A 22,962-nucleotide genomic window follows, 5' to 3' on the forward strand; every position below is an offset into this window, starting at 1 on the left:
TATCGAAGCGGCTGATACAGGCAAAGTACAAGGAGTTGGGGAAATGGAAGCACAACGACACGATCACCTGGACTTCAGTTCCAGAGCAGATCTTTCACCCGAACCTGTGGAGCAAGAAGCTACCGCAGCGTCCACTAAAACAAGCCGTCCCCGGAGTAAATCGGCAAAAAAAAACTCCGAAACAATCTCTCATAAAGCAACCCCTACCAAAGCAACAAAAAAAGAACCTGCCCAGAAGTCTGGCGTGCGTAAACTGGATGATACGTACGGGCAGAAAAACCTGGATGCAACCCAGCTATATCTCAACGAAATCGGTTTCTCTCCTCTGCTGACTGCAGAAGAGGAGGTCTACTACGCTCGTAAAGCCTTGCGAGGTGACGCGGCTGCGCGTAAGCGCATGATCGAAAGCAACCTGCGACTGGTTGTAAAGATCGCCCGCCGTTATGTCAGCCGCGGCTTGGCGCTGTTGGACCTCATTGAAGAGGGTAATCTCGGCTTGATCCGCGCGGTGGAAAAATTTGACCCTGAGCGGGGGTTCCGCTTCTCCACTTATGCCACTTGGTGGATCCGACAGACTATTGAACGCGCCATCATGAATCAGACGCGTACCATCCGTTTGCCTATTCATGTAGTGAAAGAGCTGAATGTGTACCTCCGGGCATCCCGCGAACTGGCACAGAAGCTTGATCATGAGCCTTCTGCAGAAGAAATTGCCAACCTTCTGGAAAAGCCGGTGGAAGACGTTGAGCGGATGCTGGGGCTCAATGAGCGTGTGACTTCTGTAGATACGCCTATCGGTCCCTCGTCTGAAAAAACTCTGGTTGACACCATCCCCGATCAGCAGGAATCGGATCCCGCGGAATTACTGCAGGACAAGGATCTGTTTGACAGTATCAACCGCTGGTTGGGTGAGCTGCCGGATAAGCAGTGCGAAGTGGTTTCCCGCCGATTTGGCCTGCGTGGATATGAAGCCAGTACACTGGAAGAAGTCGGGCGTGAAATAGGTCTGACCCGTGAACGCGTCCGTCAGATACAGGTGGATGCGCTCAAGCGTCTGCGTGAAGTGATGGAGAACCAGGGCCTGGATGGGATGTCTCTGTTCGCCAATCTCTGAATCGTGCCTGGTTGGCCCGTGTGAGATTGTGTTGAGTTAACCCGATTCCGTTTCCTTGATCAAAACCCGCAACCTGTGTTGCGGGTTTTTTCGTTTTACTGGTCTGCTTTCTGCCATCAACCCGATTGTTGATAACAGTTTTACTTCTGTTTCCAGCGACCGAGATTGTCCTGGTAATACTCTCCGCGGGACAGGCGCGCTTCCAGCTTTTCTGCGGCACGTGCGGCAACCTGGCTGATATCGATATTGTTGCGCTTGGCAATCGCTGCGTATTCACGCTTCCGCTTGGCATTGACCTCAGCTATCAGGGCATCTACTTCTGGCGAGCTGCCCTGAACAACGGCGATATACCCACTGTTGGCTTCGCCCACTATACCCTTGCTCTGCGCCTCTTTCAGGGTGATTGCAGCGGCCGGCAGGGCAATCAGCAGAGTGAGTGAAAAAAGTCCTGCAAGCAGTTTCTTGATAGTCGGTTTCATGGCTGTATTTGATTCCTTATCTCGATCGGTAATACCGGCTGATTTCCTCGTTCCCATGGTGCGGTCACTAGTACCGCATAGCGTAGGGGACGTCAGAAAATCCCTTCCTTATCTTCGAACAGGTCGTCCAGTTCCTTGTCGACCCTGACACGAATCTCGTGCTCGATCTTCACGTTGAGGTTGACGGTAATGGGCTCGCTCGGTGCCTGTACTGCGACTGTGGGCGTACACGCGGTGGTAACGGCGCCACCGAGCACGAGCAGCAGGCAGATTGCCGAGCGCTTTATGGTTCCTGTCTGTTTCACTGAATACTCCGGTTTCTTCCAGGATTTTTCGTCAGGGTGTCGTACAGGTTGCCAGGGCTCTGTAAAGGACCGGGCCCGACGGAGGCGCCTGGGAGCTGTTGATGATTACTATAGATTCTGTCGGATTAACCGTAACTGAACAGTGTACAGAATTTGGTGCGTTTCTGTGCAATCGCTACTGCGACTCATTGCCTTACTGTACCTGTTGTTCCAGTACATCCGTCAGATCCCGGCTGGCCCGCAGGGAGCGCAGCATGGTGGGCACGTTGTTTTCGAGGTTCAGGTTGATGATCAGGTCGCGATTGGCGTCGATAGCATCACTGCGCCCGGTCAACTTCATATTGAGCAGCAAGTCCCCACTCAAGGGATAGTTCACGGTGCCCTGTATATCCCGGTAGTTGTAGTCCTCGAGCGCGCCGGCAATCAGTTTTAATTGCGGGTTATTCCCCAGCATGGCTTGGGAGAATGCCCCGTAGTAGCGTAAGCGCCCGCCCGGGGGACGGGATTGGAGATTGCCATCCTGAATGGTGACACCCTGCCGATCCGTGGTCAGTGGTAGTGTCGCATCGAGCAGGCCACTGGCGGCAAAGTTGGTGGATTCCATCTCTCGGGCGAGGGCACCGATGGATATCCCGGTGAACTTGACGAGAGAGCGACGCTCTTCCCCATCCTGGTTCCAGGTAAGTTGCTGCGACGTCAGGACACCTTCCAATAGCTCGGCGGCGAAGTCTTTCAGGGTGATGTCCCCGTCCGGTTGCAATGCCAGTGTAAAGTGGAGGTTGTTGACTGCAACGCCGGTATCCACTTTGTCGATAGACACCCGTGCCGGTTTTTGGCTGATCCAGTGGCCCTTGCTTTGTTGCAATTGCAATGCGGCATTCACTCCGACGGCAAAGCTCTCATTGTATTGGAGACCTGTATTCCGCATGGTCAGGGAAAGCTGATCCTGTCCTTTTGCAGGCCAGTGCAGGCGCGCCGAGGCGCTCAGGTGGCCGTCGACAATATCGACTGGCAGGCCCTGTATCGCATGGGAGAGTGCATTGTCAGGCGAAAAGGTACTCTCGGGTAATTCAAGATCGAGCTGTCCTTTCCCTGTGTCCATATTGTGCTGCCAGCTGGAAGTTACCTTGATGGGACCACTGGATAAAGCACTGGTGCCGGAGATAAGGCCGTCTTTCATCTCCAGCTGTCCGTCGGTGGCGAAGGAGGCCTCGAACTTTCCGAGTGCCTTTACATTGAGGCCTTCTCCGTGAAACTGGGCCCGGGCGCTAAGCCCATATTTCGTGTTCGAGTTGCCCTGAATCGACAGGTCCTTGAGGAATACCGCCCCTTCAATCCGGTTTTCCTTCAGTGACAATGGCGCGATGCTGATGGCCAGCTGAGGCGCATTACAGGAAAACCCGGGTCCCTGAATCTGGCAGGAGGCCTGCTGGGTAAAAAATTCCGGTGTCAAAATGTTTAACGGACCCGAGATCATTTTTTCCGCCACCAGGTTCAAGTTGGTGAAGGATGCATCAAACCCCTGACTGCCGGAGGGCTTTGTGATTGTCGCTGCGGTTTCCAGCTTGACGGCGGTCAGGGCTGTTTTCGAATCCGCCAGATCCAGCGTGGTCAATTGCGTATCGAGGCTTAGGGCACACGCAATATCAGGAAGGGCATCGCATTGCAGGTCGCGCAGTTTGCCGATCAACTTCGGGGTTTTCGGTAAAGCTTCGCGCTGGCTTTTCTGTAGCATTGCCGAGTCAAATTCAAGGAGCGGAATTCGCAGTGCCACGGTACCGGGAATCCTGTCTGCGGTGATTGTTAGAGGCTGTGCCAGACTGGCTTTTACCAATAGGTTTTGCCAGCCGGTTGCAGCCAGTGGGTTGGATTTCTCCGGCAGGGAGAGCAGAAACCTTACGGGTTCTTTTGTTGCTACCTGCACCGACAGATCGCGCAGCCCGGGTGGCGTGCTGCTGGATGTGAAGGTGTCGAATGCGGGGAGACCGGCGCGACCGGTAAAGCTACTCCGCCCGCTGAGTTCCGCCAGCCCGTAATCGCCAAGGATTGATTTCCATTTCTCGCTCGAAGCCAGTGGCGCAAGCTGGGCAAGGTTAACAAAGCCATCAAACAGTGCCTTCGGCGCGGATTGCTCTGTTGCCAGTGCGATGTCCGTTTCCAGTATGGGGGGCGCAGATGCCTTGTCGGTGGGGGCGTTCGAATCGGTTGCTGGAATTAGCTTTACCTCAAACTCTCCCTGCACCGAGTTCACTAGCAGTGGGGATATCGACTGCACATCGAGTGCTAGCGGCGCTTCCGAAGCATAAGTTACCGTGAGCGGTATTCCTGCCATCTCCTCAGGAACATCAAGGGAAAGAGCCGGAGCATGGAGCGTTGCGGACAAGTTCCTGATATCAGCGATATTACGCAGCTCCTCGGGCACTTCGCCGAGTAGCGTCAGCTGTATGTCTCCGTTTAGAGATTGGGCAATGGCGATCCAGTCTGTGGCGTTCGCCGTAGAGGAGGAGGGCGCAACTTCAAGCTGCTCTATTAGCGGCGCGAGGCGCTGCGCTAATACGTGCAGTCGGCTGTCTAGTCTCCAGTTAACCGCTCCCGGAACCCCGGGTAAAGTATCTTTGATCTCCAGTGTTCCCTGGAATTCGGATGCGCGTTTGCCTTGATGGGATAGCAGTATCTGAATCGAGACTGTGCCCTCGTCAGGTGCCAGAATTTCCGTTTCCAGGGTGCAGCTCGTGCACCGGGAGCTCAGGATTTGCGCAGATATCTGGTGCCCCGGAGCATTTAGCGCGGTCACGGACAGGTGCCCGTCGATTTTTTGCGGCCAGTAAAGCGCGTCCACTGCTACCTTATTGATCGGAATGTTGCGCAGGCTGTGGAGTGTGTCGCTAATCAGGAATTGAGATGGTTGGGTGCCGTTCGCGACGGTGGACGCCGGGTGTTCTGGTGTGCGTCCTGTCGGCGAGCTGGGCGAAGTCGGGGATGGTGCGCCAGTCTGGGCGGTGGCAGAACTTTGCAGCGATACACTATTTATGTGCAGTTGACTCGTGGCTTCGCTGCGCAGCAGTGCCGGCAGGTCGGTGAGGCGGGCCCCTTCAAAGGTAATGCCAAGTCCGGAATCGGTAAGCAGGTGCAACTGCTCAATTTCTGCACTGAGACTACCTGTGGCGCGGGTTACTGTAAGCCCACGCAATTCGGTAACTTCAACGCCCGTCAACGCCTGGTTGAGAGCGAAAGGTACCCAGTGATGCCGGGTCAGCCAGCCGGATATACCCGCCAGCAGGAGCAAAAGCAGCAGTCCTGCCACAACAGTAAACAGGCGGGAGACAGATCGCACGAAAACCTCGGTTGACTGGCTTGAGAATCATCGACTAAACGTAGAGACTTGTTCTGAGAATAACGACAGGGGCAGTAATTGTGAAATCCATGATGACAGTTTTACGCGCAGGGTATAGAAAAAGCCGGTTTAGCCTGACAACAGCCATTGTGGCACTTATGGGCACCTTGTCCCTGGTCAGCATTGCCAATGCGTATGACCGCGTGAATGGCGAAGGGTTCGCCAGCCGTTCCCCGGTTCTGGCGACACACGGCATGGCCGCCACCAGTCAGCCCCTCGCCACCCAGGTGGCGCTGGATATTTTGAAGAAGGGCGGCAGTGCGGTAGACGCAGCGATAGCTGCCAATGCCGTGCAGGGGCTGATGGAACCCACCGGCAATGGCATCGGCGGTGATCTGTTCGCCATTGTCTGGAGTGCCGACGACAAGAAGTTACACGGGCTGAACGCCAGTGGGCGGTCGCCGAAATCGCTGCCGTTCAGTTATTTTGCCGACAATAATCTGGACAAGATCCCCTCGCACGGACCATTGCCCGTGTCGGTGCCAGGCGCCGTAGATGGCTGGTTTGAGCTGCACGAAAAATTCGGCAAACTGCCTATGGCGGAGCTTCTCGCACCAGCGATTACCTACGCCAACGAAGGGTTTCCCGTTACCCAGCTGGTGGCCTATTACTGGAATCGATCCGTACCTGTTCTGGAGAAGTTCCCCGGTTTTCGCGAGACCTATATGCCGGATGGCCGCGCGCCGAAAGAGGGCGAACTGTTTCGCAATCCGCGCCTTGCAAAGACATTGCAGAAGATTGCCGATGGCGGACGCGATGCCTTTTATAAGGGGGATATCGCCCGGGAAATTGATCGTTATATGAAGGCCAACGACGGCTTTCTCTCCTACGAAGACCTCGCCAGCCACAAGTCCGACTGGATTGAACCGGTATCAACCAATTACCGCGGCTATGATGTATGGGAGCTGCCGCCTAATGGACAGGGCATTGCTGCACTGCAGATCCTGAACATCCTTGAAGGGTATGACCTGAAGAAACTCGGTCGACAGAGCCCGGAATATGTACACCTGTTCGCGGAAGCCAAAAAGCTGGCGTTTGAGGATCGCGCCAAGTATTACGCGGATCCGGATTTCAACAAGCTGCCGGTTAAAGAGCTGATTTCCAAGCCCTATGCCGATAAACGCCGCAAGCTCATTAATACTGAAAAAGCGGCAAAACGTTACGACGCGGGCAATGTGGCCCTGCGCCACGGCGACACCATTTACCTGACCACCGCCGATCAAGACGGCAACATGGTTTCCCTGATCCAGAGTAATTACCGCGGCATGGGCTCGGGTATGACCCCTGGCGAACTCGGATTTATCCTGCAGGACCGCGGAGAAATGTTCAGCCTGAAAGAGGGGCACTTCAACCAGTACCAGCCGGGTAAGCGCCCCTTCCATACCATTATCCCTGCGTTTGTTACCAAAGAGGGAAAACCCTGGCTCAGCTTCGGGGTGATGGGTGGTGCCACCCAGCCGCAGATGCATGCGCAGATTGTTATCAATATGGTGGACTTCGGCTTGAACGTGCAGGAGGCGGGTGATGCACCGCGCATTCTGCACAGCGGCTCCAGCCAGCCCACCGATGAGCTGATGGAGGATGGTGGATACCTGAGCCTGGAAGATGGTTTCCCCATGGAGACCCGGCGTAAACTTGTCCAGATGGGCCATCAGGTGCGTTTTGAGAGCGGTCCCTATGGCGGCTACCAGGCCATTCTGAAAGCCGACAATGGCGTGTATCAGGGGGCCTCGGAAAGCCGCAAGGATGGTCAGGCCGCAGGCTACTGAGCCGTTGCCGATAAAGCATTCGGACTCGCAATACAATTAATGGAAGTCGGGTGGCCCAGCGGCCACCCGGAGGTACACAAGAGACTGTAAAGAATGAGAGATTCCCAGCCCAGCACGATTTATCTGTCTGACTATCGGGCACCGGACTACCTGGTAGACAAGACCGAGCTGACGTTCGACCTGGACCCGCACGCGACACTGGTTAAATCCCGCTTGAAAATACGCCGCAACCCAGCGGTGGCGACAGTCGGTGAATCCCTGCCGCCACTGTGGCTGGATGGGGTGGACCTGGAATTACTATCCATTGCCGAAAATGGCGAACTGCTGCCGGCACAGCGCTATCAGGAAAAGGACGGCGGCCTTTCACTGGCAGTTGAGCAGCCTGAATTTGAACTGGAAGTACAGACCCGCATTGCGCCGGAATCCAACACGTCGCTGGAGGGGCTTTATCTCTCCAATGGCATGTACTGTACCCAGTGTGAGGCGGAAGGGTTTCGCAAGATCACCTTTTACCCGGATCGCCCGGATGTCATGTCCGTATTCACCACCACAATCGTTGCGCCCGCCACATTCCCGGTATTGCTTTCCAACGGAAACAAGGTCGACAGCGGTACGACCGATGATGGCCGCCTGCGTATCACCTGGGAAGACCCGTTTGCCAAACCTTCCTACCTGTTTGCCCTGGTCGCGGGGGATCTGAAACATGTGGAAGACACCTTTACCACAAGCAGTGGTCGCGCGGTAAAACTCCAGCTGTTTACTGAGGCCCGCAATATTGGCAAGTGCGCCCATGCCATGACCTCGCTCAAGCACTCCATGCGCTGGGATGAAGAGGTTTACGGGCGCGAATACGATCTCGATATCTTTATGATCGTGGCAGTGGACCACTTCAATATGGGGGCCATGGAAAACAAGGGGCTCAACATATTCAACTCCGCCTGCGTACTGGCCAGCCCGGAAACGGCCACCGATGCCGCCTTCCAGCGTATTGAATCCATCGTTGCCCACGAGTATTTCCACAATTGGTCCGGCAATCGGGTGACCTGCAGAGACTGGTTCCAGTTGAGCCTGAAAGAGGGTTTTACCGTGTTCCGGGACGCGGAGTTTTCCGCAGATATGAATTCGCGCGCGGTCAAGCGCATTGAGGACGTGACGCTGTTACGTACTGCGCAGTTTGCTGAGGACGCGGGGCCCATGTCCCATCCGGTGCGACCTGATTCGTACATGGAAATTTCCAACTTCTATACCCTCACGGTCTATGAGAAGGGCGCGGAAGTGGTGCGGATGATACACACCATACTCGGTGCCGAGGCCTTCCGTCGCGGCAGTGATCTGTACTTCCAGCGGCACGACGGGTGTGCAGTGACCTGCGAAGATTTCGTTGCCGCGATGGAAGACGCCAACAATGCCGATCTCAAGCAGTTCCGCCGCTGGTACAGTCAGGCGGGAACACCGGTACTCGAAGTGGCGGATACTTATGATGCTGAGGCCGCTCGCTACACGCTGACGATCCGGCAACACACACCTGACACCCCGGGGCAGAAAGACAAGCAACCCCTGCATATCCCCGTGACTGTTGGCCTGCTCGGCGAGAGCGGTACCCCGCTTGCACTGGATGAGTCTGGCGCGCTGGAGACGGTATTGCACCTCACCGAGTCCGCCCAGGAGTTCCACTTTGACGGCATAGCAGAACAGCCGCTGCCTTCTCTTCTGCGTGGGTTCTCTGCACCGGTAAAACTGCATTATGGCTACAGCGTAGAACAACTCCAGTTTCTGATGCAGCACGATACGGATCCCTTCAACCGCTGGGATGCTTGCCAGCGATTGGCTCTGAATACGCTGCAATTTCTCCAGCGCCAGTACCGTGAAAACGGTGCAATGCAGGTACCCGAGGCGTTGATAAAGGGGTACGCCGCAGTACTCGATAACACCTCGCTGGATCCAGCGCTGGTCGCCAAAATGCTGGCGTTACCCAGTGCCCAGGAACTGGCGGAGCACGGCGAATCTATCGATGCAAATGCGATCATCGCAGCGCGGGATTTCGCCAAAGTGTCTATTGCCAGTGCTCTCAAATCGCGCTTTCTCAACCGCTACCAGCAGCTGGATCAGCGCAAGCCCTACCAGCCCAGTGCCGATGACATCGCGCAGCGCAGCCTGAAAAACACCTGTCTTGCGTATCTCTGTGTTGATGGGGATCAGGACGGGTTGGCGATGGCGAAAGCGCAGTTCGAGCGTGACGAGAACATGACCGATGTCGCCGCGGCGTTGGGCGCCCTGGTGGAATACGCTCCGCGCGAAGAGGCTGTAGAGCATCTGGAGACTTTTTATCAACAGTGGCAGCAGGATACCCAGGTGGTGGAAACCTGGTTTGGCCTGCAAAGCAGCAGCGCGAGTTTCGGCACATTGGAACGAGTGCATGCCTTGATGGAACATCCGGCATTTGAACTGAAAAACCCGAATAAGGTTCGCGCAGTTATCGGCGGCTTTGCCATGCGAAATTTCTCGCAGTTTCACCGGGAAGATGGCAGCGGCTACGAATTCCTTGCTGAGCAGGTTATTGCGTTGGACAAGCTGAATCCACAGATCGCCTCACGGCTGGTGACGCCGCTGACTCGCTGGAAAAGGTACCGGGCACAGGAATCCAAGCAGGTTCACGCGGCCTTGCGGCGTATCAATGAAAGCGGTGAGCTATCCCGGGATCTATATGAAGTGGTCAGTAAAAGCCTCTCCTGAGGCTTTTATATGAGTATTCAAAATAGGGCGGGATGTAGATAACGGGTTGTCGGCAGTGTCTTCCTACTGAATCAGGTTATCGATATCCCGCTCATCTCCCAGCTCAATAATTTTCAGTGTCCCACCAGCCAGGCTCAACTCCGTGCGGGATGTGTAATCCGGGTGGAACTGAGCCACCTTGAGGTCATTGCGAATATCCGCTATGACCGAGTTGATCACCATAAAGTGACAGAACACCAGCGTGGTATGTGCATTACCGGTGTTCTCCCTCTGCTCCCCCAGTCCCAACAGGTAATCCTTTACCGTGTTCCGCCACTGAACCTGAGCCGGAGTGAGGCTATTCCAGCCGTCATTCAGTAATGTTTTAATCCAGTGTCCCCGCTGCGCCAGGGGCATACCCTGCGGTGAGGGAATCTCGATTACCCGGGGCTCTTCTTCTATTTCCTGTTCCCAGCGTGCAGCGATCGGTAGGGCCGTCTGAATGGCTCGGGTTTTGGGGCTGCTTACAAGACGTACGCCCTGTCCTTCGGGAAAGTGTTTGTCCAGGTCGGCAGCCAACTGCTGGGCCTGCAGCTGGCCGCGCTCCGTCAATCCTGGATCCGCATCGGTAGCGGATTTTGCGGCTTCTCCGTGACGAACAAGAACGATCTTATGCAAAACTCGGGTCTCCCTGGTGCACTCTTTTATCTGACTGCCCGTATACGAAAAGGTCTACAGGCACTGGCTCCATCATAACCGATCGAGCAGGGGGCAGCGTGCTGCATCCGGAAAGTGTTAACGCACTGCCGTTACAGCAGGCCGTGTAGTTTTGTATCCTCGAGGGCCTCCCACAGTTCGTGCAGTGTATCCACATCCAGGGGAGAATCTGCCTCGCCAAAATTACGGCAATGGCCCTGTTCGAATCCGGGCCAGTCGCTGCCAGGATTTCCGGATTCGGCAAAGTTCAGCCATGCATTGCGCATGGTTTCACTAAGGATATGTGGCTCGCTCTGGCCACCATACAAGTGCTGTAACGAGGCATCGTCGTGTGTACCGAATACGTAGCCGAGTTCTGCGGCATGGCAGGCCCCCAGTAAAGGCTGCGCATTGAGTGGCTGGGCAAAGTGATAGTGATAGCGCTTTCCGCGGTGGGCTTTAAGCAGGCGCAACCCGGGAACAGTAAATACCATATCGGTCAGCATTAAATTCCAGGTGCGGCTCCACAGTGGCCAGGGGTTTTCCATCTGGGATTCTGCACGCCGGCGATAGTGATCCAGTAGCGGGGTCAGCAGGTGGTCGGGAAGAATCGACTGGAGGTGCCCGCGAATCTGCTGGTCATCCAACGTCAGGGTTTCCGGACGCGCTGCGCTGAACAGATTCCATTCGTCGCGATTACTGCCCACCATTATGGAAACTTCCGCGCCAGCACCCTGGCGCAGGGCGTCCACGGGAGACTGTATGATCAAGTCTCTATCCAGTACGGGTTTGAAAGGAAGGTGCCCCCACTGAGGACCGGTATCGGGGGCGTTTAACAGGGTTTCCTGCACCTGGAGTATCTCGCGGGTGGTCGGGGGCTGTTGTAAGGGCTTCCCGTTCCGTTGCGCCATCAACTCTGCGCAGAATCTGTCGGCCAGCTGTGCGGCTCTTTCCGGGGTGTGGAAGACACCGGGATTTCCACTTTGCACGATCGCCTTATGGAACAGTTGGCCTGTCAGTGGCTCCTTATCACTTCCCCGGGCCGCGAACAGGGAAGCGATACTCATGGCGCCTGCGGATTCTCCGAACAGGGTAACGTTGTCCGGGTTGCCGCCAAATGCCGCTATATTTTCGCGAACCCAGTGCAGCGCGGCGATCTGATCCAGTAGTCCCTCGTTACCTGTGGCGGGGATGTCACAGCAGTCTCTCAGTCGCAGGAAACCCAGCGCCCCCAGTCGGTAGTTCAGCGTGACGACAATCGCACGACCGCTGGCAGCCAGATACTTCCCGTTGTATAGGGACTGGCAACCTGAGCCGAGATAGAAGGCGCCTCCATGTATCCAAACCATGACGGGCAGGATTTCCTGCTGCGGTGCTGCCGGCGTGTAAATGTTGAGGTAAAGGCAATCCTCGCTGTCGGGTTCCTCACCATTGGGGCCCTTGATCTCGAACAGGGGAGAGGGGTTTTGTGGTGCGGGCATCCCGTACCGAGTGGCATCACGTATGCCTTCCCATCGGCCAGGTTTTTGAGGCGGCTGCCAGCGCCTTTCCCCCACTGGAGATTGCGCATAGGGAATACCGAGAAACTGCTGCACTCGGCCCGACGGGTCCAACTTGCCTTGCAGGGCGCCGCAGGGGGCATTGACGACGGGGTGCTGCCTGGAAGAGCGCGTGGTCTTGGCGGCGTTGATATTGGAGCCAGAAGTGGGGAGACCAGAGTTGGGCATAGCGGGAAGTATCCATTTCCATTCAGCTAAAACACTTTACTGGCAGCCTGAAACGCAGGCTGCGTACAATAGACTCAGTATAGAAGTTGTCATATTGGTAAGGGTTTCTGCCTGATTGTGACCAAACTATTTCCCGGTAAAAAAATACGAAATAGCTGGGCAGCCCGGTTGCAATGAATACAAACTCAGATATGATTAAAAATTCCTGTCAAGATATTGCCGTTCCAGCTTTCCGGCATCTGACGGACATCCTTTTTGATAACCCTCTGTGAGAACCTTGTGAACCTTTCTTTTGGCCTGAAACTAACGACCGAATGTCGCTGGCAGAGCACGCTTAGCTCTGTGTCGGCGTGTATGTGTTGGTCGCGTTCCTATTGTCAGGGAAGTGTTTCCGCAGTTTCGGATCTTGCTGGTGGTGTCAGTAAAGCCCTGATCGTATTTCCGCGTCTGATGTCCGTAAAAATGCTAGCCAAGCACCTGCGTAAACACCCGGCAACTATTGCTGTGTGCTCTGCTGTGGCGATCCGAGTGCGCGATATGATTACCTGACAGTGAACTGATTTAGTGTGCTGGAGGGTTTGGTCAAACCCTTCAGGAAAAACCCGGAGGGTTCTGCCCTCCGGGTTTTTTTATGCCGTGAATTTAGGAGAAATCGGCGATGGACAGGCAATGGTGGCAATCTCTTTACCGCTTACCGCCCTTGATATGGATAGTATTGATAGGCAGTTTCTTTGGGCGCGGCACCTATTTTATGGTTTGGCCGTTTCTGGCAATCCTCCTCCATGAAAAGTTTGCCCTGAGCCCGGGAAATATCGGGATCATTCTCAGTGTATCCGCCATGGCGTCCGCTCTACTGGGGTTTTACGTTGGTGCCATGTCGGATCGCTATGGACGACGCAATATCCTGATCCTGGGGACTGCGATCAATGCAGTGGCGTTTTTTATACTGGCCGTGGCGGAAAGCCTGTCCACGTTTGTTCTTTCGATCACCCTGTGTTCGATCGGCCGTGCGATCTGGGAACCACCCGCCGGTGCGTTATTCGGCGATCTGATTCCCGATAAAAAATGCCGCGAACTGGCGTTACAGTTTCGCTATTTCCTGGTCAACGTGGGTGCGGCGCTCGGACCGATTGTTGGCGTCTGGGCAGGCATCAGTGCGCAGCAGTCCACCTTTGGACTCACCGGAGTGAGCTATCTGCTGTTGTGCCTGGCGTTTATCTGGGCATTCAGCTATTCGGTTGCAGGAAAACACGCTTCGGCGCAGAAGCATACAGAGACCAGTTTCGCCAGTACGGTTCAGGTGCTGCGCCAGGATCGGGTTTTTCTTGTGGTTGTTTTTGCCAATATCCTCGCGCTGTTCATATACGCACACATGGACACGAGTCTGGTGCAATACCTGACCCAGATGCAGGCGCCTGCACTGGTCGGGTTGATATCCAGCATGATTCTGGTGAATGCGTTAACGATCGTGCTGCTGCAGTTTCCCCTGCTGCGATTGATGCGGGCACTGTGTGTCAACAATCGCATGATGGTCGGGATTATCATTCTGGCGGCAGGGCAGGTCTGGCTCGCGCTGAACCCGATCGATTGGCTCTATGGATGGTTGGGCGCAACTTTTATAGTGAGTGTTGCAGAGGCAATTCTGTTTCCCAATATGAGCGTTCAGGTAGACAGAATGGCTCCCAGTCATTTGCGAGGGAGTTATTTCGGTGCATCTTCCTTTTATTCCCTCGGATGGTCGAGTGCGCCTTTGGCGGGGGGATTCATCATCGAGTGGGCCGGTGGTAGCGCGCTTTACTGGGGCATGTTTGTTCTGTGTGGTTTCGTGTTAATCCTCTATCGTTACAGCCGCCAGTTAAATCGGACGCTGCCGGTTAAACCTTCGCAGCCGGACCAGCTTGCAGAAGTACTCGCAGAGATGAACGAAGCCAGGTTGGAGGTGGGAGATATTGCTGATCGGGAAGGAGCGCCGGTTTCAAAGCCCGCCGCCTGACCCTGCCGACCCTAAAGCCAATCGACCGTTGAAATGGCCCCGCAACCCGGGGCCTTTTTTCTTTCAATCTCCGCAAAGTTTCCGCTTGCATGAAATTTTGACGGCGAATTTCCTGTAAAGACGCAAATGTCTTCCTTCCGTTGGGGCGCCCTCCGGCATCCGTTAAAAGTTCCGCATAAACTGTGACGGGTGTCGAATTTGTATCGCTGAAATCTCTATATTGGCGCTGCAAAAATTGTCCATACATATATTCAATTGTCTGGTCACACGCCTCTGACTTGAAAAAGCCGAATAAGTGATCCATACCGAATTGTGATTGATTAAAAATTGATCGCTATGGGTGAAAAGTATACCCGCGGTTTGTGAGTTGGGAATACTGGATCACTGAATTTGGTCAGGGCCTCATCTGAGGATGTAGGGAAAACAGCAGGTAGGCAGGATGCAAACCCAAGTAGTCGACAAGTCGAGCGGCGTCCTGAGTTCGTTTGATTCCACGACAGTGGTTTTAGACTCTCCAGGATTCGTCAAGCTGGCGATGGCGCAGGAAGACATACTTTCCTTTTCTAGGTCTGGTGACGATCTGATTGTTCAGCTCGCATCAGGTGAAGTCATAACGATTGAAAATTTTTACCTCGCGGATGCGTCGAGTACCCAGAGTGATCTTTTTATCGAAGATCCAGAGTCGGGTGAGGTATTACTCGCTCAGCAGGGTGTCGATGGTTCCATATTTTCAATGGCGCAGGTCAGTAGTGGGGCGGATGTCGCCGGAGTGATCCCCCCCACTGGTGAAGTTGTTTGCCCATGGGTATGGGCCGGTCTCGCGGCGCTGGGAATAGGGGCGATAGCGGCTTCTTACGATAACGATGATAATCGTTCTACGTTCGAGGCATATAACCCGCCACCTCCACCTCCACCGCCGCCTCCGTCCCCCCCTGCGCCGCCGCCCCCGCCGCCTGCGGAGCCACCGCCGCCTGCGGAGCCGCCGCCCCCTGCGGAGCCGCCGCCCCCTGCGGAGCCACCACCGCCTGCGGAGCCGCCGCCCCCTGCGGAGCCACCACCGCCTGCGGAGCCGCCGCCACCGCCGGATGGCGACGCAGACGCGGACTCTGACGCGGATGCTGATGCGGATACAGACGCGGATGCCGATGCCGATGCGGATACAGACGCCGACGCCGACGCCGACGCCGACGCGGATACAGACGCCGACGCGGATGCTGATGCGGATACAGACGCCGATGCGGATGCCGACGCGGATGCGGATGCCGACGCCGATGCGGATGCTGACGCGGATGCTGATGCTGATGCTGATGCTGATGCTGATGCTGATGCGGATGCCGATGCGGATGCCGACGCTGACGCTGACGCTGACGCTGATGCCGACGCCGACGCCGACGCCGACGCCGACGCCGACGCCGACGCCGATGCCGATGCCGACGCCGACGCCGATGCCGATGCGGACGCCGATGCGGATGCCGATGCGGATGCCGATGCGGATGCCGACGCCGACGCCGATGCCGATGCCGACGCGGATGCGGATGCCGACGCCGACGCGGATGCCGATGCGGACGCCGATGCCGACGCAGACGCAGACGCAGATGCTGACGCCGACGCCGACGCAGACGCCGACGCCGACGCAGATGCTGACGCAGATGCTGACGCCGACGCCGATGCCGATGCTGACGCAGACGCCGATGCTGACGCAGACGCAGACGCAGATGCTGATGCCGACGCCGACGCCGACGCCGACGCGGATGCCGACGCCGACGCCGACGCCGACGCAGACGCAGATGCGGATGCGGATGCTGACGCCGACGCCGATGCTGATGCTGACGCAGATGCCGACTGCGATATAAATATCGATATCGACATCGATATTGATATTGACTGCGAGTGTGATGCGGACGCTGATTCAGACGCAGACGCAGACGCAGACGCAGACGCAGACGCAGATGCAGATGCCGATGGCGACGCCGACTGGAGCTACAGTTACGAGCTCAATCTGCATGGCTATGACATCGATATTGATATTGACGTAGACATCGATAAAACGGGCAGTCACAAAGATGGTGATTGCGAGATCGATATAGATGTCGATATTGATATTGACATCGAATGTGACGCTGATGCCGACTCGGATGCGGATGCGGATGCGGATGCGGATGCGGATGCGGATGCGGATGCGGATGCGGATGCGGATGCGGATGCGGATGCGGATGCGGATGCGGATGCGGATGCGGATGCGGATGCGGATGCGGATGCGGATGCGGATGCGGATGCGGATGCGGATGCGGATGCCGATACAGACGCCGATGCGGATGCCGATGCGGATGCCGATGCCGATGCGGATGCCGATGCGGATACAGACGCCGATGCGGATGCCGACGCGGATGCAGACGGTGATGCCGATGCGGATGCGGACGGTGATGCCGATGCGGATGCGGACGGTGATGCCGATGCGGATGCGGACGGTGATGCCGATGCGGATGCGGACGGTGATGCCGATGCGGATGCAGACGGTGATGCCGATGCGGATGCGGACGGTGATGCCGATGCGGATGCGGACGGTGATGCCGATGCGGATGCAGACGGTGATGCCGATGCGGATGCGGACGGTGATGCCGACGCGGATGCAGATGGTGATGCCGACGCCGATGGTGACAGCGACGAAGAGCCAGAGGATCTACCGAATGGTATCTCCTACGTAGCCTTTGAGTTACAAGATGGAAGAATCGTCAAGGTCGAATACGGCGAAGACACCGACATCAAGGATCCGAGACATCCGGAGACGTTGGAAGAGTGCATCCTGGAAGAGTACGGCTCGCCGGTAGTCGGTGAGTACATCATCAAGGCAGGTAACGAGCATTACGATGGAGACGGAAACCCGAGAGACCCTGAAGTCGATGGATGGCCAGTGAATATGGCCGGAAATGTGGGTGGTCCGGGTGTCGAAACTATCGCGCTTGAAGATCTCTGTGACGATGATGAGATGATGATGCAGACGGAAAGCGATGCATCCGGGTTTATGTCTGCAGAGCTCGCTTCAGAGCTGGATCAGATGGGTGAAGCGCATGGACTTGATCAAGACCAGGTCCAGGCACTGAAACAGTCGATCCAGGATCAGCTGGAGGATGCTCTGGAAGATGTAATCAGCCTGGCTGAACTTTCCGAAAGCAGTACGTCGGATGGCGGAGACTCGGATTCCCATCACCAGGATGGTGACGGGCAACCGTTGACTCTCGAGGACTTGGTCGAGGATCTCTTTAATGATGATTCTCTACCGGGGCTGGGTTCCAGCAGCTTCCTCGGGCAGAGTCTGACGGAAGTGTTTGATCCGGGAGAATCACCCGACAACTTGCCTCCGGATATGGATGACCCGATGAGAGATCTCTGGTCTCAAAATGGACACCATGATCTGTAGGTAAATTCACCATAAACAGCCCACTTTTTGGGCGCCATAAGCACCGGGCCAAAAGCCCGGTGCTTTTTTTTTGAACTAAACTTAGTGCGGCATTAGGTATAACTACCCGCACAGGTTTGCGCTTTCGGCATTCAGTTGCGGAATAAAAGTGAATAAATGTGAGCCAACAGTACGCGATGTTTTTGTCAGGGAAGGCTGCGCGTCGTATCGCCTGCCACATAGTCGGTGTTTCAGCTCTGCTGACACTGCCATTTTCATTGGCGGATGAGTCTGAGAATTCCTTTCAGACCATAAGCCCCAGTGACTTGCAGAGTGGATCTGACGCCAGTCCTTTCCTCAATGCACAGCCGCTCAACCCCTCAGTCACCGCCAGCTCAAATACCTGGCAGCTGGGTATCACCGAGGCCGTGCAAAAGGCCGTTGAGTGGCACCCGGCAATTGGCGAGTCCGTAGGCGTGTTACACCAGCAACAGGAAAATATTCGCAGGGCGCGATCCGGCTATTATCCGCAGGTCAACGTGGGTGTGATTGGTGGCTACGACAGCGAAACCAATGGTGATGGTGATGGGCATGCGGTCCAGTTATATCTTTCCCAGGTTCTTTATGACTTCGGGAAAATCTCCGGCAGCGTTGACTCTGCTACGGCCGGCGCGCGCGCGGCTCAAGCCCAGGTATTGCAGCAAATTGATGCTATAGCACGGGATACGGCGGAGGCAGCCATTGAAGTTCAACGTTATCAGGCATTACTTGAGTCCGCCGATGCGCAGATTCAGGGGGTGTCTGCTATTTCCCGCCTGGTCAAAATTCGCAGTGATCGTGGCGCGAGCACGCGTTCGGACGTCCTGCAGGCGCAATCGCGGATGGAGTCCGCCAGAGCCAATCGTCAGCAGTTGCAGGCGCAGCTGAACCGTTGGCGCAGTGTATTGCAGAATCTGATGGGCGTGCAGCAGAGCGTTGCGCTATCCATGGGATTGCCGGAACCAGTATTGAATGGCTGTTTGGTTGATCCCATGCAAGCCAATTACGCGCCTGCGGTACTGCTCGCGGAAGCGCAGCGGGCTGAAGCCGTAGCGCAATTAAAAGAAGCTCGCGCCCAGGCGTGGCCCACACTGTCTCTGGACGGCAGTGTAAACAGCTATCTCGATCAGGAATACGTAGACGCCAATGCGCTTAATGACCATGAAAGCGCGGTATTTCTCAACCTCTCCATGCCGATCTACCAGGGTGGGAGGATTTCTGCGAGCAAGGAAGCGGCGAGTTTTGCCATGCGCTCTGCAGAGGCGGCGAAAGACAATGCCCGGCTGACCGTGGCCCGGGATCTGCGCATCGCGCAGAGTCAGAGCCAGGGGTTGCAGCGGAGTATATCCATTCTCGAAGCGCGCTTGCGCGCAATTTCCGAGACGCGCGATCTCTACCGTCAACAGTACTCCTCCCTTGGTAGCCGAACCCTGATTGAATTACTCAATTCGGAAGAGGAGCTGCATCAGGCGCGGATAGAAAAAAACAATACCGAATACGACCTGCACAAATTACAGGTGGATTGCCTGTATACCGTAGGCGAAATCAGAAATGCATTTGATCTTCAGGGGCGTCCCATTCAGGGAGTAGAGGTACTGCCGTAAGCAGGATCGACGGCAGCGGTTTGCAGGAAGTGGCAGGAGCCGTATATGCAAGACTCCGAAAGTGAGCAGAAGGAATACACACCCTGGGTGCATGCGATACTGGCGATCGCCAGGCACTACCGGCTCGAGTTTTCTGAAGAAAATATCCGTATCGCTTCCCGTTGGGGGCAGCAGGAAACGGTGGAAGGCGTTGTGCGCAGCATGGCGCGGCAAGCGGGCCTGGTAGCCAGATTTACTGAGTTCGATAAATCCATGTTGAGCCCCTGGCGCTTGCCTCTGGTGGTCCAGTTACGCGGCGGACAAATTGGCGTTATCGAAACTACCGATGGCAAGGGACACCTCGCCGTTTCCTTCAGTGGCGACCGCGGTGCTGCTACGCGGATCAATGTCGAGTCCCTCGTTCCCCATATCATTTCAGTGGTGGTGTTGCGCCCGGCACACAATGTCGCTGACGCCCGTGTTGATGACTATGTGAAACCCCAGCAGAAACACTGGTTTCGCTCAATCATCCTGCGGGACCTGAAGCCATACGGGCATGTGATGATCGCCACAACGGTGGCGAACGTGCTGGCACTCGCGGGTATTCTTTTCTCCAAACAGGTTTACGACAGAGTCATACCGGCAGAGTCCACGCCGACTCTATATGTGCTGTTCAGTGGTGTCCTGGTCGCTGTACTGTTTGATTTTATCATGCGTATTAACCGCATCCGCGTCACAGATTTGCTGGGGAAACGTGCGGATATCCGTGTGTCCGACCTGGTATATGGCCATGCGGTGCGGCTCCGCAACAGCGCCAAACCAAAATCCACCGGTGCGTTTACTTCCCAGATCCGGGAGCTGGAGCGGGTGCGCGAAATGGTGACTTCGACCACCATTCTGGCAATGGCAGATATGCCATTCTTCTTTCTGTTTCTCGGGTTCCTCTGGTATGTGGCGGGGCCCCTGGCGTTGATTCCGTTGGGCGCTCTGGTGTTGCTGATTGTTCCCGGCCTGTTGGCCCAGAAAAAACTCGCGCGTCTCGCTGGTGAATCCATCCGCGAATCCTCTCTGCGCAATGCAATGCTGGTAGAGACGGTGCAGGGGATGGAGGATATCAAGGCGATGCAGGCGGAGCAGCGTTTCCAGCAACAGTGGAACCACTACAACGCCGTTACCGCAGAATCCAACCTGCGCCTGCGCGGCCTTATAGGTCGACTGGTGACGTGGACACACAATGTTCAGTCCAGTGTATTTGCCATCATCGTGCTGTTCGGCGCGCCGATGGTGATGGCCGGTGATATGACCACGGGTTCGCTGGTAGCAGCTTCTATCCTCGGTTCGAGGATGATGGCACCCATGTCGCAGATTACCCAGGTACTGAGCCGGTGGCAGCAGGCAAAGTATGCGTTAAAGGGACTGGATCACATCATGCAGCTGCCGGTGGATCACGCTGAAGGCAGCAAGCGCGTGCATTTGTCCTGCATCACCGGCAATTATCAGTTGCGTCAGGCGTCCTTTAAGTACGGCGCCGAGTGTGAGACTCCGGCGCTGTCTGTGAATGCGCTGAAAATTCGCGCTGGCGAAAAAATCGCGGTACTGGGGCGGAACGGTGCGGGTAAATCCACTTTGCTTCAGGCACTGTCGGGTATGCTGGAGCCGAGCGCTGGCGAGGTGATTCTCGAGGGTGTCAGCATGGGGCACATCGATCCCGCCGATACTCGTCGTGATATCGGCCTGTTGACTCAGAATGCCAATCTTTTCCACGGAACCCTGCGAGAAAATGTCACCCTGGGCGCCCCGGGAGCCACGGATAAGGAAATCATTGCTGCGTTGGATATGTCGGGAGCGCTCGATTTTATCCGCAAGCTTCCGAAAGGTATGGATCATGTGATTCTGGAAGGCGGGCTGGGGTTGTCTGGTGGCCAGCGGCAGTCCCTGCTGCTGGCGCGACTGTTTATCCGCAACCCCAGCGTGGTTTTACTGGATGAACCCACCGCATCGCTGGATGACGTCACAGAAAAACGGTTTATTGCCAAGCTTCAGCAGTGGGCGGAAGGCCGAACCCTGATATTTGCCACACACCGTACCAGTACCCTGAAACTGGCGGACAGAATCCTGGTGGTTGATAACGGGCAGCTGCTGATGGATGAAAGCAAAGAGGTGGCGTTGCAGAAGCTTTCCCAGAATGCCACGCAGAATGGAGCACGGCAGGGACAGGAAGTGTCCGGAGAAAAACTGTCGGACAGTGAACAGGTGAGCTGATGGCAAGAGAAGTAGCTATTACCGACCCCGAATCGTCGGCGATCAGCCGGCGGCAAGAGAAATCTTCCCAGGCTGCCAATGTCGCCATACTGGAAGCGGACTTTCACAATGCCGGTGCCCATTACGAAAAAGACTCTGACGATGCGCAGCTGACCCGATCGAGCCGGGTTATCTGGGTTTTTTTCCTGTTTCTCGTGTGTTTCGTTACCTGGTCTTACTTCGCCAAGGTGGATGAAGTGTCCAAGGGGCAGGGCAAAGTAATCCCTACTTCCCGGGCGCAGATTATCCAGTCGCTGGAGGGGGGCATTCTGGCCGATCTGAATGTCAAGGAAGGCGACATTGTGAAACCCGGCGAAGTGCTGGCGCAACTGGATCCGACCAAAGTGCGCTCCAATGTTGAAGAGGGAGAGGCACGTTATCGAGCGGCTTTGGCGAGTGCCGCGCGGTTGAGCGCAGAAGTAAATGGCACCGCCCTGCGATTCCCGGAAGAACTGAGCGGCTTCGAGGATCTCATCGCCAAAGAGCGCAGGCTGTATCAGACACGACAAGGCAGCTTGCAGGATTCCCTCAGTAGCCTGAAAGAGGCCAGGGACCTTATAGAGCGTGAACTATCTATTACCCGGGATCTGGTGAGTTCCGGCGCAGCCAGCAACGTGGAAGTGCTACGCCTCAGTCGGCAGAAATCCGAGCTGGACCTTAAGATCAAGGATGTGCGTTCGGAATATATGGTACGCGCCCGGGAGGAACTGGCAGGTGTGAGTGCTGAAGTGGATGCGCTGACTTCGGTGATCGAAGGGCGTGCAGATTCATTGACCAGGCTCACCCTGAAGTCACCCGTGCGCGGGATCGTCAAGGATATCGAAGTCACAACCATCGGTGGTGTCATCCCGCCGAATGGCCGTCTTATGGAGATTGTTCCTCTGGATGACCGGCTCCTGATCGAAGCCCAGATCTCCCCAAGGGATATCGCGTTTATTCATCCGGGACAGGACGCCAAGGTCAAAATCACGGCCTATGACTACTCCATCTACGGCGGCTTGGATGGGAAAGTAACCACTATCTCGCCGGACACCATCCAGGATGAAACACGACCTGGAGAGTACTTTTACCGGGTACTGATCCTGACGGACTCCCATGCTCTTATTAATCGTGCGGGAAAGGAGTTCCCGATTGTCCCGGGTATGGTAGCCAGTGTGGATGTCAAAACCGGCTCCAAAACCGTGTTTGATTACCTCGTGAAGCCTTTCAACCAGGCCGGTGAAGCGTTAAGGGAACGTTGAATCGCAGCCTCCCGGCCTGGAAGGCCAGCGAGGCGAGTTGCGGAGGGCAGGTATAGGGAAATGCCATGTATCGACAAATTTTTGCAGCCTTGTTGCTGATGATAGGCCTGTTGGAGAACGCGTCTAGCGATTCGAGAAGCCCCGGCGTCAAGTTGACGCTGGAGGCGGAGATCACTGTCACTAACGACACCAATGGTCCTCTCCATGGGTAT

At 55.9% G+C, this 22,962-nt stretch carries 13 protein-coding genes; 8 read left to right on the top strand and 5 right to left on the bottom strand.

What is annotated here, in order from left to right; genetic code table 11:
- Window positions 1-43: 43 nt before the first annotated feature.
- Window positions 44-1,114 (top strand): RNA polymerase sigma factor RpoS, encoded by a 1,071-nt coding sequence (gene rpoS / locus HUW35_RS13330; RefSeq protein WP_255463297.1) that lies wholly within the window; start codon window positions 44-46, stop codon window positions 1,112-1,114.
- A 140-nt stretch (window positions 1,115-1,254) separates the two neighbouring features.
- Here the strand turns inward: rpoS and HUW35_RS13335 are convergent, their stop codons facing one another.
- From HUW35_RS13335 to HUW35_RS13345, 3 genes are all read right to left on the bottom strand, one after another.
- On the bottom strand, window positions 1,255-1,593 hold the full coding sequence (locus HUW35_RS13335; RefSeq protein WP_181252764.1) for a YdbL family protein: 339 nt from the start codon (window positions 1,591-1,593) through the stop codon (window positions 1,255-1,257).
- 92 nt (window positions 1,594-1,685) lie between these two features.
- Complete coding sequence (locus tag HUW35_RS13340; RefSeq protein ID WP_181252765.1) at window positions 1,686-1,898, bottom strand: YnbE family lipoprotein; 213 nt, start codon at window positions 1,896-1,898, stop codon at window positions 1,686-1,688.
- Window positions 1,899-2,091: 193 nt separating this feature from the next.
- The gene (locus HUW35_RS13345; RefSeq protein WP_181252766.1) at window positions 2,092-5,232 is read right to left on the bottom strand and encodes a YdbH domain-containing protein; all 3,141 of its coding nucleotides are present in this window, start codon (window positions 5,230-5,232) and stop codon (window positions 2,092-2,094) included.
- Between the two features lie 158 nt (window positions 5,233-5,390).
- Here HUW35_RS13345 and ggt point away from each other — a divergent pair, with 158 nt between their 5' ends.
- Complete coding sequence (ggt, locus tag HUW35_RS13350; RefSeq protein ID WP_181252767.1) at window positions 5,391-7,061, top strand: gamma-glutamyltransferase; 1,671 nt, start codon at window positions 5,391-5,393, stop codon at window positions 7,059-7,061.
- Between the two features lie 93 nt (window positions 7,062-7,154).
- On the top strand, window positions 7,155-9,794 hold the full coding sequence (gene pepN, locus HUW35_RS13355; RefSeq protein ID WP_181252768.1) for an aminopeptidase N: 2,640 nt from the start codon (window positions 7,155-7,157) through the stop codon (window positions 9,792-9,794).
- A 63-nt stretch (window positions 9,795-9,857) separates the two neighbouring features.
- Here the strand turns inward: pepN and HUW35_RS13360 are convergent, their stop codons facing one another.
- Together HUW35_RS13360 and HUW35_RS13365 are read right to left on the bottom strand one after the other, a co-directional pair.
- A complete protein-coding gene (locus HUW35_RS13360; protein ID WP_181252769.1) occupies window positions 9,858-10,451 on the bottom strand; it encodes a histidine phosphatase family protein in 594 nt (197 codons plus the stop codon).
- Window positions 10,452-10,582: 131 nt separating this feature from the next.
- The gene (locus tag HUW35_RS13365; RefSeq protein WP_181252770.1) at window positions 10,583-12,196 is read right to left on the bottom strand and encodes a carboxylesterase/lipase family protein; all 1,614 of its coding nucleotides are present in this window, start codon (window positions 12,194-12,196) and stop codon (window positions 10,583-10,585) included.
- 658 nt (window positions 12,197-12,854) lie between these two features.
- On the opposite strand from HUW35_RS13365, the gene HUW35_RS13370 reads away from it, so the two are divergent.
- The 5 genes from HUW35_RS13370 (at window position 12,855) to HUW35_RS13390 (ending at window position 22,750) form a co-directional block, all read left to right on the top strand.
- A complete protein-coding gene (locus HUW35_RS13370; RefSeq protein WP_181252771.1) occupies window positions 12,855-14,189 on the top strand; it encodes an MFS transporter in 1,335 nt (444 codons plus the stop codon).
- Between the two features lie 439 nt (window positions 14,190-14,628).
- A complete protein-coding gene (locus HUW35_RS13375; protein WP_181252772.1) occupies window positions 14,629-17,607 on the top strand; it encodes a BapA prefix-like domain-containing protein in 2,979 nt (992 codons plus the stop codon).
- A gap of 176 nt (window positions 17,608-17,783) precedes the next feature.
- Window positions 17,784-19,229 (top strand): TolC family outer membrane protein, encoded by a 1,446-nt coding sequence (locus HUW35_RS13380; RefSeq protein WP_181255713.1) that lies wholly within the window; start codon window positions 17,784-17,786, stop codon window positions 19,227-19,229.
- Window positions 19,230-19,274: 45 nt separating this feature from the next.
- Window positions 19,275-21,470: a type I secretion system permease/ATPase gene (locus HUW35_RS13385; protein WP_181252773.1), complete on the top strand. Its 2,196-nt coding sequence runs from the start codon at window positions 19,275-19,277 to the stop codon at window positions 21,468-21,470.
- A complete protein-coding gene (locus HUW35_RS13390; protein WP_181252774.1) occupies window positions 21,470-22,750 on the top strand; it encodes an HlyD family type I secretion periplasmic adaptor subunit in 1,281 nt (426 codons plus the stop codon). Before HUW35_RS13385 ends, HUW35_RS13390 begins: the two co-directional genes overlap by 1 nt.
- The last annotated feature ends 212 nt before the right edge of the window (window positions 22,751-22,962 follow it).

Source organism: Microbulbifer sp. YPW1 (genome assembly GCF_013367775.1).
Classification (GTDB): domain Bacteria; phylum Pseudomonadota; class Gammaproteobacteria; order Pseudomonadales; family Cellvibrionaceae; genus Microbulbifer.